This window comes from Novosphingobium percolationis (assembly GCF_020179425.1).
Taxonomy (GTDB): Bacteria; Pseudomonadota; Alphaproteobacteria; order Sphingomonadales; family Sphingomonadaceae; genus Novosphingobium; species Novosphingobium percolationis.
In genome coordinates, this window is record NZ_JAILYM010000001.1 from 592,838 (window position 1) to 608,279 (window position 15,442).

Annotated in this window: 12 protein-coding genes; 1 reads left to right on the top strand and 11 read right to left on the bottom strand. The window is 67.6% G+C overall.

Annotated elements, in window-relative coordinates:
• The first annotated feature begins 73 nt into the window (after window positions 1-73).
• Window positions 74-2,152 (top strand): beta-galactosidase, encoded by a 2,079-nt coding sequence (locus K3A84_RS02665; RefSeq protein ID WP_225007558.1) that lies wholly within the window; start codon window positions 74-76, stop codon window positions 2,150-2,152.
• A gap of 80 nt (window positions 2,153-2,232) precedes the next feature.
• On the opposite strand, the gene K3A84_RS02670 is transcribed toward K3A84_RS02665, so the two are convergent.
• From K3A84_RS02670 to ccoN, 11 genes are all read right to left on the bottom strand, one after another.
• Complete coding sequence (locus tag K3A84_RS02670; RefSeq protein WP_225007561.1) at window positions 2,233-5,031, bottom strand: phosphoenolpyruvate carboxylase; 2,799 nt, start codon at window positions 5,029-5,031, stop codon at window positions 2,233-2,235.
• A 45-nt stretch (window positions 5,032-5,076) separates the two neighbouring features.
• Window positions 5,077-5,694 (bottom strand): bifunctional 4-hydroxy-2-oxoglutarate aldolase/2-dehydro-3-deoxy-phosphogluconate aldolase, encoded by a 618-nt coding sequence (gene eda, locus K3A84_RS02675; protein ID WP_225007566.1) that lies wholly within the window; start codon window positions 5,692-5,694, stop codon window positions 5,077-5,079.
• A 200-nt stretch (window positions 5,695-5,894) separates the two neighbouring features.
• Entirely contained in the window at window positions 5,895-7,241 is a 1,347-nt protein-coding gene (gene hemN / locus K3A84_RS02680; protein ID WP_225007568.1) for an oxygen-independent coproporphyrinogen III oxidase, read from the bottom strand.
• A 246-nt stretch (window positions 7,242-7,487) separates the two neighbouring features.
• Entirely contained in the window at window positions 7,488-7,640 is a 153-nt protein-coding gene (gene ccoS / locus K3A84_RS02685; protein WP_225007569.1) for a cbb3-type cytochrome oxidase assembly protein CcoS, read from the bottom strand.
• On the bottom strand, window positions 7,637-9,763 hold the full coding sequence (locus K3A84_RS02690; RefSeq protein ID WP_404823093.1) for a heavy metal translocating P-type ATPase: 2,127 nt from the start codon (window positions 9,761-9,763) through the stop codon (window positions 7,637-7,639). Before K3A84_RS02690 ends, ccoS begins: the two co-directional genes overlap by 4 nt.
• Complete coding sequence (locus K3A84_RS02695) at window positions 9,760-10,245, bottom strand: FixH family protein (protein ID WP_225007573.1); 486 nt, start codon at window positions 10,243-10,245, stop codon at window positions 9,760-9,762. The genes K3A84_RS02690 and K3A84_RS02695 overlap by 4 nt, the downstream gene beginning before the upstream one ends.
• A complete protein-coding gene (gene ccoG, locus K3A84_RS02700; protein ID WP_225007574.1) occupies window positions 10,242-11,729 on the bottom strand; it encodes a cytochrome c oxidase accessory protein CcoG in 1,488 nt (495 codons plus the stop codon). The genes K3A84_RS02695 and ccoG overlap by 4 nt, the downstream gene beginning before the upstream one ends.
• A gap of 59 nt (window positions 11,730-11,788) precedes the next feature.
• Window positions 11,789-12,715, bottom strand: a complete 927-nt coding sequence (gene ccoP / locus K3A84_RS02705) for a cytochrome-c oxidase, cbb3-type subunit III (RefSeq protein WP_225007576.1) — start codon at window positions 12,713-12,715, stop codon at window positions 11,789-11,791.
• The gene (locus tag K3A84_RS02710) at window positions 12,702-12,893 is read right to left on the bottom strand and encodes a cbb3-type cytochrome c oxidase subunit 3 (protein WP_225007577.1); all 192 of its coding nucleotides are present in this window, start codon (window positions 12,891-12,893) and stop codon (window positions 12,702-12,704) included. Before K3A84_RS02710 ends, ccoP begins: the two co-directional genes overlap by 14 nt.
• Window positions 12,890-13,642 (bottom strand): cytochrome-c oxidase, cbb3-type subunit II, encoded by a 753-nt coding sequence (gene ccoO, locus K3A84_RS02715; RefSeq protein WP_225007578.1) that lies wholly within the window; start codon window positions 13,640-13,642, stop codon window positions 12,890-12,892. The genes K3A84_RS02710 and ccoO overlap by 4 nt, the downstream gene beginning before the upstream one ends.
• 23 nt (window positions 13,643-13,665) lie before the next feature.
• A complete protein-coding gene (gene ccoN / locus K3A84_RS02720; RefSeq protein WP_225007581.1) occupies window positions 13,666-15,324 on the bottom strand; it encodes a cytochrome-c oxidase, cbb3-type subunit I in 1,659 nt (552 codons plus the stop codon).
• Between the last annotated feature and the right edge of the window lie 118 nt (window positions 15,325-15,442).

Below are 15,442 nucleotides of genomic sequence, written 5' to 3' on the forward strand. Positions count from 1 at the left end.
GACATTTCGCTTGCATCCCCCGCCCCCTTGCGCAACCTGTGACAGCGCAAGACAGACCATGGGGATCAAGAGGATGAAGGCCGTTCGCACTCTTTCGGCAATCGCCGCGTTGCTGGCGGGCACCGCCGCGCACGCCGCCCCGGCGCTGCCCGACACCATTCTGTTCGGCGCAGCCTACTACGACGAATACACCCCCTCGCCCCGCGCCGAACAGGACGCAGCGATGATGAAGGCGGCAGGGGTAACCGTCGTTCGCATCGCCGAAAGCACCTGGTCCACACTGGAGCCGGAACCCGGCAAGTTCGATTTTACCAGCATCGACCGCACGCTGGCCGCAATGCACCGCAACGGGATCAAGGTGATCGTCGGCACGCCGACCTACGCCCTGCCCACCTGGCTGGCCAAGGCCCACCCCAACGTCCTGGTCGTCCGCAAGGATGGCCCCGCGCGCTACGGCCCGCGCCAGAACATGGACATTACCGACCCCGATTTCCGCGCCGCAGCCGAACGCGTGATCGTGGCGCTGATCGACCACGTGCGCGATCACCCCGCCGTCATCGGCTACCAGCTCGACAACGAGACCAAGGCCTATGGCGTGGCCTCGCCGCGCGTGCAGGCCGCCTTCCAGCAATCCCTGCGCCAGCGCTTCGGCAGCACCGATGCGCTGAACAAGGCGTTCGGGCTCGATTACTGGTCGAACCGCATCAACCGCTGGGAGGATTTCCCCGACGTCACAGGCACGATCAACGCCAGCCTGGGCAACGCCTTTGCCGCATACCAGCGCGGGCTCGTGACCGAATACCTCGGCTGGCAGGCGGGCCTCGTCCGCGCCCACGCGAAACCCTCGCAGTTCCTGACGCAGAACTTCGATCTCGAATGGCGTGGCCACTCCTACGGCGTCCAGCCGGATGTGAACCACTGGCAGGCGGGCAAGGCGCTCGATGTCGCGGGTGTCGACATCTACCACCCGACGCAATCCGCGCTGAGCGGCGCGGAAATCGCTTTCGGTGGCGATCTCGCCCGCTCGATCAGGGGCGGTCAGAACTACCTCGTTATCGAAACGCAGGCGCAGGGCTTCCCGCAATGGACGCCCTACCCCGGCCAGTTGCGCCTCCAGGCCTACAGCCACCTCGCCAGCGGGGCTAACATGATCGCCTACTGGCACTGGGCCAGCACCAGCGCCGGGCTGGAAACCTACTGGAAGGGCCTGCTCTCGCAGGACTACGCGCCGAACCCGGTTCTGGCCGAAGCCGCCACCATCGGCGCGGACCTGAAGCGCCTCGGCAAGCGGCTGGTGAACCTCAAGAAGGACAACCAGGTCGCGCTCTATGTCAGCAATACGGCGCTGACGGGCATGGATTCCTTCGCCTTCGTCACCGGCGACAAGCTCAAGTACAACGATGTGGTGCGCCGCCTGTATGACGCGCTCTACCGCCAGAACATCGAGGCCGACATCGTCTCGCCCGATGGCGCGGCAGACCTGTCGCGCTACAAGCTGGTGATCGTCCCCGCGCTCTACGCCGCCAGCGATGCCGAGCTCGCCAAGCTCAACGCCTATGCCAAGGCGGGCGGCCACGTGCTCACCACCTTCAAGAGCGGCTTTGCGGACGAGAACACCCGCGTCCGCGCCAGCGCCCAGCCGGGCGGTCTGTCGCAAGCGGCGGGCGTCACCTACAGCCAGTTCACCGTGCCGCAGGGCGTCACGCTCGCGGGCGATCCCTACAAGGCGAGCGCGGCCAACGCCGTCACCGAATGGCAGGAACTGCTCCAACCCACCACCGCCAGCGTGCTGGCCCGCTATGAGGGCGGCGGCTGGCCGGGCACGCCAGCGCTCACCCGCAACGCCTTCGGCAAGGGCGAAGTCGAATACATGGGCTTCCTGCCCACGCCCGATCTGGCCGAAAAGATCCTCGCCGAAGCCAGCGACCGCGCCGGGGTGCAGCACCCTGCCCTGCACTGGCCGCTGATCCAACGTTCGGGCACGCTCACCGACGGCAAGCGCGTCCACTACATCCTGAACTATTCCGCCACCCCGACCGGCGCCCCGCTCGCGCTGCCCAAGGCGCACGACCTGCTCACCGGCAAGGCGATCGCAGCAGGCGGCACGCTCGACCTCGCCGCATGGGGCGTGGCCGTATTGGCCGAGGACTGAGGCACAATCCTCTCCTCCCGCAAGCGGGAGGGGCCGGGGGTGGGCCGCGCCAACACGCCACACCCGCGCCAAAGCGCCCCTTACCCGTGCGCGCCGAAGTAGTTCGAAATCGCCACGGCAATCCGCAGGTTGAGCGCGTGCGCCTGCTCGATCGGATCGATGAACCGCGCGCGGATCGCGCCGTAATCCTCGCCACGATGGTCGGGGAACTGCGTCGGCTCGTCCACCGCGAAGTCCGAGATTTCCGGCTCCACCACCGGATAGGCCCGCCGCATCTGCGCCAGCGCGTCCTCCACGCGCAGCGACAGCACCATTTCCAGCACGTCGTCGCGCGAAACGTCGTTCGACCGCGCGAACGGCGGCACCGACACCGCGCGCAGGAACATGTGCATCAGCAGCGCCAGCCGCACCGATTGCAGCAGTCCGATATTGCGCCGCTCGGCGTCGGTCCCCGGCTCGCGCTCGGTCGAGCTCCCCCCCGAACCTGACTTTGCCGTAAGCGCCAGCAGCCGGTGCAGCTTCATCCAGTCCACCCGCAGCCGCGAAACGAGGCGGCGGAACACGCCCGCGCGATCGTCCTTGGTCAGGTGCTCGGCCATGGCGAGGCACGCCGTTTCCAGCGCGGTCTCGGTGCCGCGATAAGGCCGGCTCGCCCAGTAGGCCGAATTGAACAGCTCGCCATAGGCGGCCACCGTCTTGATCGAGGCCAGCCCGTTGGCGCTGCGCAGCAGGCGCACCAGCTGGCTGCCGCGCACCGAATGGCCGAGCAGGTCCGCGATCGCTTCCATTTCGTCGCTCGCCGCCGTGCCCGCGCCCGCGATCACGTTCACCGGATAGCCGATCTGTTGGAGGATGGCGTTGTGCGGGATCGCGCGGATCTGGCGCAGGCTCATCGTGCGGTCGGCGCCAACGTCCGACTGGCGGCGCGACACGCGGCTGCCGGTCGCCTTCAACAGCCCCAGCCCGAACGCCGTCACCGCGCGCGCATACGTCGCGCTTTCCAGATGCTCGCGCTGCACGCGGCGGATCGAGCGATAGAAATCGAGGCTGAGGTCCGTCCGGTCGTAAAACGCATCAGGGGCGGTCTCGCCCGCGATCTGCGCCTCGGCCTCGGCAATGCGCGTCAGCGTGGCAAGCGCCAGCTCATCGTTGCGGAAGAACAGGTAGCCATCGCCGCCCTGGAAGCTCGCTTCCGGCTCCAGCGCGATCCCCGCCTTAGCAAAGCGCGCGCGCGCCCAGCGCGACAGCGGCCAGGTCAGCCGATCGGCAAATCCCGAAGGATGCGCTCCGCGCCCCATGGATTCGCCGTGCGTATCGAAGATCAGCGCGGCCACGTCGGTCAGGCCATTGGCCTTCATCGCTTCGGCCAGGCGCCCCTGCAGCCGCTCGATGGCGAGCGCGGCGGGCAATTGCCCGATGAAGCGCCCGGCGTCCGAAAAACCGGTCTGGATCGAAACGCGCCCGCGCAACCGCGCGTAGGCGCGATAGCTTTCCTCGGCCAGCAGCGCTTCGAGAAAGCGCCCGCCATGCTCCAGCGCGGTCTCGGTCTCGAACAGCGGCGAAACGTCGACCTTGTCATCGATGCCGAACAGCTTGGCGAAATAGAGCGCCGCCAGCACCGTCTGCGGCTGTTCGCATTCGGCGATCAGCATCCGGATCGGCGCATCGGCGTCGATGTGGTGCAGGATCTGCGCCATCGCCAGGAACTGCCGCATCGCGGTGCTGGTCTCGATGGCGAGCGCGGCGAAGTTCACGCGCAGCGGCTTCACTTCGGCCAGCAGCTCGCGCAGGCGCGAGATCGCGCTCTTGCTCGAAAGGTCGAGCGTCGCCTCGGGGTCGATCCGTCGCCGCAGCGCGTTGTGCAGCTGGCTGGCATTCACGCGGAAGTGGATCCAGCCCATGCCCAGGCCATCGGCGCGCATCGCCGCCGCCAGCGTGGCCAGCGCCAGCGCCGTGTCGTCATCCGCCGCCTTGGCGTCCGCCTCCAGCGTCGCGATCAGCGGGGCAAGGCTCAGCAGCTTGGCCGGATCGTCCGCCGTCAGCCGGTTCGCCGCCGCCGCCAGCGCCTCGGGCGCATCGAGCGGACGCGAAAACAGCCCGGCCATCTCCGCCGCATGCCCTTGCGCCGCTTGCAGCGTGGCGACGAGCGCATGGCCCGCGTCGATCGCCTTCAGGCTCGTGGCATAGCCCGCCAGCCGCCGCGCCTTCTCCTCCAGCCGGTACGAAATCGACGTGTGCCAGCCAATGTCGGTGCGCCCGTCCATGTCATAGCCGACCCAGGTGGCGAAGCGGAACGGCAGCGGCTTGAAATCGAGCCAGCGGGCGGGCCAGCGGCGCTGCGCGTGGGACAGCAGCGTGGCGACAATGCGATCGCGCGCCGCGGCCGCGCGCTCGATCGCGTCGCACACTTCCACGTGCTCGAAATCGAGCGTGATCGGCGGCCCGTCCGATGGCACCGTGCACACCGTCGCCGCCAGCGGATCGTCGCTCATCGCGGCGGTCGCGACGGCATCGGACTGCACGGGGTTGAGCAGGAACGTCGGATGCGCGGTGAACACCGCGTGCATCAGCGGCTTTTCCCAGCGCGCACGGAATTCCGAGAAGCCATCCTCCTCGGGCGACAGCGCGCCGATGCGATCGAGGTTTTCGCCCGCGTCAGTCGGCGCGACCAGCCGTCGCAGCCGCGCCGCGCGGTTCTGCAGCGCCTCGCATTCCAGCTCGGCCACCAGCCCGGCCACGTCGGCCAGGCTCATCGCGCCGCTTTCCAGCTGGCGCGACAGGTCGTGGCTCAACTGGAACACGGGGTTGAACAGCGGTGTTTCCGCCGTTCGCTGGTGCAGCACCTGCAAGCGCTCGCGCAGAGCCTCGACCGTCTTCATCGCCGTTCTTCCCCCTCTACGCGCCGCCTTTGCCACGGGCGCGGTTCAGCCCTGTCGCAGCGCGAAGGCCGCGCGCGCCGCTGCTTCGATCTTCGCTTCGTCGGGAACGCCCTTGCCCACGATCCAGCTTCCGCCGACGCACAGCACCGGGTCGGCCGCCAGCCATTCGGGCGCCGTTTCCAGCGTGATCCCACCCGTAGGGCAGAACCGGGCCTGGTGGAAGGGCGCGGCCAGCGCCTTGAGCGCCGGAAGCCCGCCCGACGTTGCCGCCGGAAAGAACTTGAAGTGGGTCAGGCCAAGGTCCAGCCCCAGCATGATATCGGCGGCATTGGCGGTGCCGGGCAGGAACGGAATGCCCGAAGCGACCGCCGCTTCGCCGAGCCGCGCGGTCAGGCCGGGCGAGACGATGAACTCCGCGCCCGCGTCGATCGAGGCCTTGAGCTGGTCGGGATTGGTCACCGTGCCCGCACCGACGATCGCGCCTTCCACGCCCTTCATTGCCTGCATCGCCTCCAGCGCGGCGGGTGTGCGCAGCGTGACTTCGAGCACCCGCAGGCCACCGGCCACCAGCGCGCGCGCGATCGGAACGGCGTGCGCCACGTCCTCGATCACCAGCACCGGAATGACGGGCGCGGTGCGCATGATGGTTTCGATCGGCTTCATGGGGCTACTCTCTCGCGGGAAGATGATGGTCCCGCAAAGAGTAACGCGCAAACCCCCATTGTGCAGCCGCTAACACGTCATGCGCATAGCTATTACCCGACCGATCGCTCCCTGCGATCGGTGGCGCTTCCCCGCATTACCCTGGTGTACGCCGGAAAACGGCAACGCGGGGAAGCGCCTGCGACCCGGCCCGGTCCCTCTCAGACGGCCGAGCTGAACTGATGCGCGCCGATGCGATAGGCATCGAACACCGCTGCGACAGAGCGGGCGTAAGGCTCGCTGCCGTGCGCCAGCATTAGCCGCTCGCCCTCCACGCGGACAAGCCCCCGCGCAACAAAGGGCTCCAGGCGCTCGCGCGCGCCGATCATCAGGTCGCGGTCAATCTCGGCCACGCCCTTGCACAACAGGTCGGTGATGATGCGGCCCCGGCGGCGATCCTCCGGGGTGCGGATCACGCCCTTGCGCCCCGGCAGCAGGTTCGCGCCCACCAGCATCCGATAACGCCCGGCGTTCTTCTCGTTCTGCACGAACAGGCCGTCGAACTCGCTGATCGAACTGGCGCCAAGGCCGATCAGCACCGGCGCCTCGTCGTCGGTAAAGCCTTGAAAATTACGGTTCAACCGCCCCTCGCGGGCCGCGCGGGCCAGATCGTCGCCCGGCAGCGCGAAGTGGTCGAAGCCCACCGCCTGATAGCCCGCCTCGACCAGCCGCACGTTGCCTTCCGCCGCCATGCGGAAGCGCGCGCGCTGGTCGGGCAACTCGCTCGCGTCGATGCGGCGCTGGCGCGGGATCATGTGCGGAACGTGGGCATAGCCGAACAGCGCCACCCGGTCCGCGCCCATCGCCACCGTGCGGTCGAGCGTTTCGGCCAGCACTGCGTCGGTCTGGAACGGCAGCCCGTACATCAGGTCGAAATTGATCGAATCGACGCCCGCCTTGCGCAAACCGTCCACCGCGCGCTCGATCATCGCGATCGGCTGCACCCGCCCGATCGCGGCCTGCACCGTGGGATCGAAGGTCTGCACGCCCATGCTCGCCTTGATCACGCCGATCCCGCGCAGCGCGAGGAACCAGTCGGGCGTGATGCTGCGCGGATCGAGTTCAATCGACAGCACCGGCTGCTCCATGCGCAGGTTCAGCGTCAGCGTATCGACCAGCCGCACGAAATCGGTCGGCTTGATCGCGTTGGGACTGCCGCCGCCAAAGGCGATGCGGTTGATGCGGACCGACGGGTCGAGCATCTGCCCCACCAGTTCGATCTCGTGGTGCAGCGCCTCAAGGTATGCCGTCAGCCGGTGCCGCTTGTTCGCCGCGCCCGTGTTGCACCCGCAATACCAGCAGATCTCCTGGCAATAGGGGATGTGGATATAGAGCGAGGCCGCCCCCCGCACGCCTTGCAACGCGGCGCGCTGCGCATCCTCGAAGCTTTCCTCGACGAACTCGGCCGCCGTCGGATAGCTCGTGTAGCGCGGCACCGGGGTCGCCAGCAGCTCGGGATAGTAGGTCCAGTCGCCGAAGCTTTCGCTTCCGCGCACCTCAGCCGACATCGGCCTCATCCTCACCAGGTTCGTCATGGTCGCAACAGCTATCCCCGCCGCTGCGCTTGCGCATTGAGATATGGCAAATTTTGCAACATGGCGCGCCAGAGGGGCCATCATTGCGACCGGGCACGCGAATGGGCTGCGAATGGCCCGGCTCGCCGCAGATCGGCACGGCCACGAACGCCGCCTGCGCAGGGGCCGGTGCGACCATCTGCAAGACCGCCAGCGGCGCAAGAATGGCGAAAAGGCGGCTCACGCTTCGTCCTCGTCCTCATCGATCAGGATGCGCGCGGCGGCCCCGTCAAGGTCGCTGAACTGCCCGCGCTTCAACGCCCAGAAGAACGCCGCAAGCCCGCACAGCCCCATGCCCAGCGCGATCGGCAGCAGGAACGCGAGCGAGGTCATCGTGCCGCCCCCTGCAAGCGCAGCGAATTGGCCACCACGATCAGCGAGCTGGTCGACATCGCCACCGCCGCGATCAACGGCGTGACGAGGCCCGCCATCGCCAGCGGCACTGCCAGCACGTTGTAGCCGATCGCCAGCACGAAGTTCTGCCGCACCACGCGCATCGTGCGGCGGCTGGCGCGCACTGCGCGCGGCAGCGCCATCAGGCTTTCGCCGGTGAACACGAAGTCCGAGGCCTGCCGCCCCACGTCGCTTGCGCTTCCCGGCGCGATCGAGGCGTTGGCGGCGGCGAGCGCGGGGCCATCGTTCAGCCCGTCGCCCACCATCAGCACGCGGCGTCCGGTGTTCTGCAGGCTGGCGATGTTCTGCTGCTTGTCGGCAGGCGACGCGCTCGCCCGCGCGGTCAGCCCGGTCTGGCGCGCCACTTCGCTCACCGCCACGATCCCGTCGCCCGACAGGATCGAACATTCGATGCCAAGGGCCTTCAGCTCGCCCAGCGCCTCGATGGCATCGGGCCGCAGCCGGTCGGCAAAGCCGATCACGCGCGCAGGGCCCTCGCCCAGATCGAGCGCGGTGGCCATACCCTCCGCCGCGACCGGACGCCCCAGCGTCACGCGCCGTCCCTGCCAGCGCGCGGTCACGCCGCGCCCCGGCTCCTCGGCCACGTCCTCCAGCACCGCTGCCCGCACCTCGCGCGCAGCCAGCGCCTGTGCCAACCCGAGCGAGAGCGGATGGCGGCTGTTGCTCGCCAGCGCCAGCGCCACCGCAGCCTCGTCCGCCGAAAGCGCATCGAGCGCGGCTTCATCGGGCACCGGGCGCCCCAGCGTCAGCGTGCCGGTCTTGTCGAGCAGCGCGCGGTCCACATCCGCCAGCCGCTCCATCGCAGAGCCGTCCTTGACCAGAATGCCGCGCTTCATCAGTGCGCCCGCCGCCACGACCTGCGCCACCGGCACGGCAAGGCCGAGTGCGCAAGGACAGGTGATGATCAGCACCGCGATGGCGATCACCAGCGAATGATAGATCCCCTGGCCAGCCAGCATCCAACCGGCAAAGGTCAGCGCCGCCAGCGTGTGCACAGCCGGAGCATAGAGTCGCGAGGCACGGTCCGCGATCCGCACATAGGCCGAGCGTGACTGGCCCGCCGCCTCCATCAGCCGCGCGATTTCGGCCAGCGCGGTATCGGTGCCCGCCGCCGTCACTTCCACGTCGACCGGCGCCTCGGCATTGAGCGTGCCCGCGTGGACCGCATCGCCCGCCTTGGCCGCCACCAGCGCGCTTTCGCCCGTCAGCAGCGACTGGTCGAAGCGGCTTGCGCCCCGCACCAGCACGCCGTCCGCCGCCAGCCGTTCGCCCGCAGCCACGCGCATCACCATGCCCGGCGCCAGCGCTGCCGCGGCCGTCCAGCGCGTGGTGCCATCGGCTTCGACCACCATCGCTCCGCTCGCCGCCTGCCGCAGCAGCGCATCCACCCCGGCGCGCGCGCGGTCGCGCATCATCGCATCGAGCGCGCGCCCCGCCAGCAGGAACAGCAGCAGCATCAGCGTGCCGTCGAACCACGCCTCGGCCCCGCCCGTCACCGTCTCATAGACCGACAGGCCCGTCGCCAGCGTCACGCCGATCGAAATCGGCACGTCCATGTTGGTGCGCCCGCGCTTCAGCGCGGCAAAAGCCGACGAAAAGAACGGCTTTCCGGCATAGGCGATGGCCGGAACGCCGATCGCCGCGGAAATCCAGTGGAACATGTCGCGCGTGGTGCCTTCCGCGCCCGACCAGATGCTCACCGACATCAGCATCACGTTCATGCACGCGAAGCCCGCCACCGCCAGCGGCGCGAGCAGCGGCTTGACCGCCGAGGGTGCCTCCTCCGCAATCACGCGCGGCTGCGCCTCGAACCCTGCGCCTGCCAGCGCAGCGATTAGGTCGGGGGTCTCCACCCCCTCGCCGTGCACCACTTCGACCGTGCGCGCGGTCAGGTTGGTCCGCGCCGAGGTCACCCCCGGCACGGCGTTGAGGCTGCGCTCCACCTTGCCCATGCACCCGGCGCAATGCATCCCGGGCACGGAAAACACGCTATGGATGGGGGGCGCAGCTTCGGTCCCCACCAACCGGGCCGCTGCCGTCACTGCACGTCTCCGACCGTACGCCAGGTCTTGCCCGCCACGTTCGCCGCCAGCCGCAGCCGCCAGCGCCCGTTCTCCAGCGCCGCGCGATAGCGGCCGGGCGCTTCCTCGCGGAAGGTCAGGCTTTCATCGTGGCGCAGGCCCAGCGGATGTTCGGCCACCGCCGTCACCGTGGCGCCGGTCAGGGGCTTGCCCGCCGCATCGCGCAAGTCGATGGCTACGCGGCCCGACCCGTCACGGCCGAACAACGCCTTCCAGCCCAGCGCCTTCTCTGCCCGGGCCTCGTCCAGCCAGCCGTTGAAGTGCTGGCTCGCGACATAGGAGTTCTCGACCACCACGCCCCCGAACGTCGAAATCGCGAACCGCGCCATCAGCACGTTTACCGCGATGACGATGCCGAAGAACGTGACCATGATCGCGGCCATGTGTCGTCCGGTGAATTGCCCCTTCTGGCCGGGGGCGGCTGCACGGCGCTGCTGGGTCACTGGCCGTTTCCTTCCGCTGTAGTGAATGTCGTCTTGGCGACGTCATGCCCGCCTTCCTTGTCCGACGCTTTGAGATCGAACAAAAATTCGGCAGGCTTGGCCCCCTTGGGCACGACCGCGTAGACGCGGATGCGCTTGGTCGTGTCCGCAGGGATTTCGACGGCGAGCGACTGCCGAGCGAGGTCGGAATCCATCTCGTCGGTATAGATCGCGCCGCCGGGCAGGCCGGAAATCGACACCACCACGGCACGGGGACGGTCTTCCATGTTGCGCAGCTTGATGGTGAAGCCGTTGCGCACTGCGCCCTTCGACAGCATCACGTATTCAGGGTTGCGATCCTTGGCCACCGACAGGTCGAGCCGGGTCCGCTGGCCAAGCAGGAACAGCATCCCCACGCCGATCGCCGACCACACACCCAGATAGATCAGCGTGCGCGGACGGAAGATCGTCTTCAGCACCGGCGCCGGCTCCTCGCCGCGCTCCACCTTGGCTTCATCGTCCAGCGTGAAGTAGTCGATCAGCCCGCGCGGGCGGCCCACATCGGCCATCGCCTTGTCGCAGGCATCGATGCACAGCGCGCAGGTGATGCAGCCGATCTGCGGCCCTTCGCGGATGTCGATGCCGGTCGGGCACACCGCGATGCACTGCTTGCAGTCGATGCAGTCGCCCAGCGGGTCCAGCCCCTGCTCCACCCGCTTCTGCGCCGCCTTGACCGAACCGCGCGGCTCGCCCCGCCAGTGCTTGTAGGTGACGGTCAGCGACTTTTCGTCGAGCATCGCGGTCTGGATGCGCGGCCAGGGGCACATGTAGACGCACACCTGCTCACGCATGAAGCCGCCCAGCCAGAACGTGGTGAAGGTCAGCACGCCGGTCGTCGCATAGGCGACCGGCGCCGCCGTGCCCGTCCAGAACTCGCGCTGCAACGTCGGCGCATCGGCAAAGTAGAAGATCCACGCGCCGCCCGTCAGGAAGCTGATGGTCAGGTACACGCCCCACTTGAAGACGCGACGCGCCACCTTCGATGCCGTCCACGGCGCGTTCTGCAAGCGGATCTGCGCGTTGCGGTCGCCATCGATCAGGCGGTCGACGTGCTGGAACAGGTCGGTCCAGACCGTCTGCGGGCAGGCATAGCCGCACCACGCGCGCCCCACGGCGCTGGTCACGAGGAACAGGCCGATCCCCGCCATGATCAGCAGGCCCGCCACGAAGTAGAATTCGTGCGGCCAGATTTCGATGTCGAACATGTAGAAGCGGCGGTGCGCCAGGTCGATCAGCACCGCCTGATCCGGGGCATAGGGCCCACGGTTCCAGCGCAGCCACGGGGTGCCCCAGTACACGATCAGGCAGAACGCCATGATTGCCCATTTCAGCCGACGGAACGCGCCGTCGCTGCCGCGGGGAAACACACCTTTGCGTTTTTCATAGAAGGAAATCTCGTCCGAATGGTCCGCGCGGGCGAGCTTGGGATCGTGCGCGTTCGTCATGGTACTTCCCTGAAAGAGGTGGCCGCCGCGCCCGACCGGGCGCGGCGGCCGGTACGTCGTTATTTGGCAGTCGCGGCAGGTGCCGCAGCCGCCGCAGCAGCCGGAGCCGGAGCCGCTTCACCGCCGCCCAGCGAGTGGACATAGGCTGCCAGCATCTTGACCGTGACCGGGTCGAGACGGCTGCCCCAGGCCGGCATCACGCCATAGCGGGCGTTGGTGACGGTCTCGGTGATCGTCGCCCGATCGCCGCCATAGAGCCAGATCGCATCGTTCAGCTTCGGCGCGCCGACCGCGCGGCTGCCTTCGCCGTTCGCGCCGTGGCACACCGCGCAGTTCTGCGCGAAGATCGCCGCACCGCGCTGCGAGGAGCCACTGGCCTTTTCCTGCCCGCTGATCACGCGCACGTGGCTGACCACGTCCTGGATCTGCGCCGCCGTCAGGATGCCGTCACGCCCGAATGCGGGCATCTGGCTCATGCGCGTGGCATCGTCACCCGGCTGGCGCACGCCGTGCAGCAGCGTCTGGTGGATCGTGGCGACATCGCCGCCCCACAGCCAGTCGTCGTCGTTCAGGTTCGGGTAGCCCTTGGCCCCGGCCGCGCCAGCGCCGTGGCACTGCACGCAGTTCACCTTGAACGCCGCGCGGCCGCCTTCGATCGAGGCGCGCAGCAGCTTCTCGTTGCCCGCGAGCTGCTCGACCGGGGTGGCCGCGATTTCAGCGCGGATCGCGGCATGGCTGTCGTCGGCGGCCTTCATCTCGCTCGCCAGCGCGCCCCGGCTCGACCAGCCGAAAGTGCCCGCGGTCGCGCTGTGCAGCCCCGGAATGGCGGGATAGACCACGCAATAGCCGATCGCGAAGGCGATGCAGGCATAGAAGGTCCACAGCCACCAGCGCGGCAGCGGATTGTTCAGTTCCTCGATGCCGTCCCATTCATGGCCGACGGTCTCGACGCCTGTGGCTTCGTCGATGCGCTTATCGTTCGCCATCGTTCTCATCCTTGAAGATCGAGGTGGCCGCTTGCGTGTTCTGGTCGCGCGCGCCCGGCCGGAACGGCCAGAGGCACAGCACCAGGAACACCACCGCCATCGCGAGGAGGCCCCAACTGTCCGCCAGGTGGCGGAGCATGTCGTAGGTGGAGTGGGTGGACAGGGTGAAGGCGCTCATCGTCCCTTCTCCTTGGCCAGATCCTCCTGCGCCGCCGGGGCGTTGACGTCGACCATCGTGCCCAGCACCTGCAGGTACGCGACCAGCGCGTCCATTTCGGTCAGGCGCTTGGGATCGCCGTCAAAGTCGCGCACCTGCGCCTTGGGATAGCGCTTCTTCAGGTCGGTCGCGTCCGCTTCGGGATCGGCCTGCGCCTTGAGGTCGTCGTTCGCCTTGGCAAGGTCGGTCTTCGAATAGGGCACGCCGACCTGATAGAGCGCCTGCAGCTCCGCCGTCATGTCACCCGGGTTCAGGTCCTTTTCGGCCAGGAACTGGTAGGTCGGCATGATCGATTCCGGCACGACCGCGCGCGGATCCTTCAGATGCTGGACGTGCCATTCATCCGAATACTTGCCGCCGACGCGGGCGAGATCCGGCCCGGTGCGCTTCGAGCCCCACTGGAACGGATGGTCGTACATCGATTCCGCGGCAAGGCTGTAGTGGCCATAGCGTTCGACCTCGTCGCGGAACGGACGGATCATCTGGCTGTGGCACACATAGCAGCCTTCGCGCACGTAGATGTCGCGGCCTGCCTGTTCGAGCGGGGTGTAGGGACGCATGCCCTCCACCTTCTCGATGGTGTTGTCGATCCAGAACAGCGGGGCGATCTCGACGATGCCGCCCACGGTCACCGCTGCGAAGGCGAAGATGCCCAGCAGGGTGATGTTGCGTTCCAGCTTCTTGTGACGCTCCACGATGGAGAGTGCCATTGTCGTGTCTCCTTGCCGGTGCTTCAGGCGTGGGCGGCCGTGGTGACGGGCACGTCGCGCGAAGCGTCGTACGGCGTCTCGGTCATCGGGGCTTCCTGGCGGAGCGGCGAACCCATGATCGTGCGGGCGATGTTGTAGGCCATGATGCTGGCACCGCTGAGGTACAGCAGACCGCCGAAGGCACGCATGATGAACATCGGGTGCATCGCGGCGACGGTTTCGGCGAACGAGTTCACCAGGTAGCCGTCCGGCCCGTATTCACGCCACATCAGGCCCTGCATGATGCCGGCCACCCACATCGAGGCCGCGTAGAACACGATGCCCAGGGTCGCGAGCCAGAAGTGCCAGTTCACCAGACGCAGCGAATAGAGCCGCTCGCGGTTCCACAGGCGCGGCGCAAGGTAGTAGAGGCAGCCGAACGTCACCATGCCGTTCCAGCCCAGCGCGCCCGAATGCACGTGGCCGATGGTCCAGTCGGTATAGTGCGACAGCGAGTTGACGCTCTTGATCGACATCATCGGACCTTCGAACGTGCTCATGCCATAGAAGGCCAGGCTCATCACGAACATGCGGATGATCGGATCGGTACGGATCTTGTCCCACGCGCCGTTCAGCGTCATCAGGCCGTTGATCATGCCGCCCCAACTCGGCATCCACAGCATGACCGAGAAGACCATGCCCAGCGTCTGCGCCCAGTCGGGCAGCGCGGTGTAGTGCAGGTGGTGCGGGCCAGCCCAGATATACAGGAAGATCAGCGCCCAGAAGTGGATGATCGACAGGCGATAGCTGTAGATCGGGCGTTCGGCCTGCTTGGGCACGAAGTAGTACATCATGGCGAGGAAGCCGGCGGTCAGGAAGAAGCCGACCGCGTTGTGGCCGTACCACCACTGCACCAGCGCGCCCTGCACGCCGCCGAACACCGAAACCGAGTGCGAGCCGAAGAAGCTGACCGGGATCGCCGCGTTGTTCACCAGGTGCAGCATCGCCACGGTGATGATGAACGACAGGTAGAACCAGTTGGCCACGTAGATGTGCGGCTCGGTGCGCTTCAGGATCGTGCCTACGAACACCGCCAGGTACGACACCCACACGATGGTCAGCCACAGGTCGACGTACCATTCGGGCTCGGCATATTCCTTGCCCTGCGTGACGCCCAGCAGGTATCCGGTCGCGGCCAGCACGATGAACAGCTGGTAGCCCCAGAAGACGAAACGGGCGAGGCCGGGGAAGGCCAGCCTCGCCCGGCAAGTGCGCTGAACCACATAGTACGACGTGGCGATCAGGGCATTGCCTCCGAAAGCGAAGATGACCGCCGAGGTGTGCAGCGGACGCAGGCGCCCGAAGTTGATCCACTCGAGCCCGAAGTTGAGCTGCGGCCAGGTCAGTTCCAGCGCGATGTAAAGCCCCGCAAGGAAGCCCGCCATGCCCCAGAACACCGTCGCGATGACGCCCCAGCGGATCGGGTCGTCGTCATAGCGGCCCTGGTCGGGCATCTTGAGGACGCCGCGCACGATCGCATCCACGTCGGCCTGCCGCAGCGAGACGACCAGGCCGATCAGTGCGGCAGCGCCGCAGATGCCCATGTGGATCGCAAAGGGCGTATCCTTTGCGAGCGCCATCGCGATGATGGCGAAAAATAGCACAGCCAGCCAGACGGCGCTGCGCGTCACTAACGATACCATGGAGCCTTCCCTTCCATGAAAGATGTGATGACGCCCGTGCGCCCCCCTGCGGGCTGCAACATTGACCCGAGTCAAATTGCCCCGAATTCAGCCTACTACCAAAGTCGAGGCCGCCCAT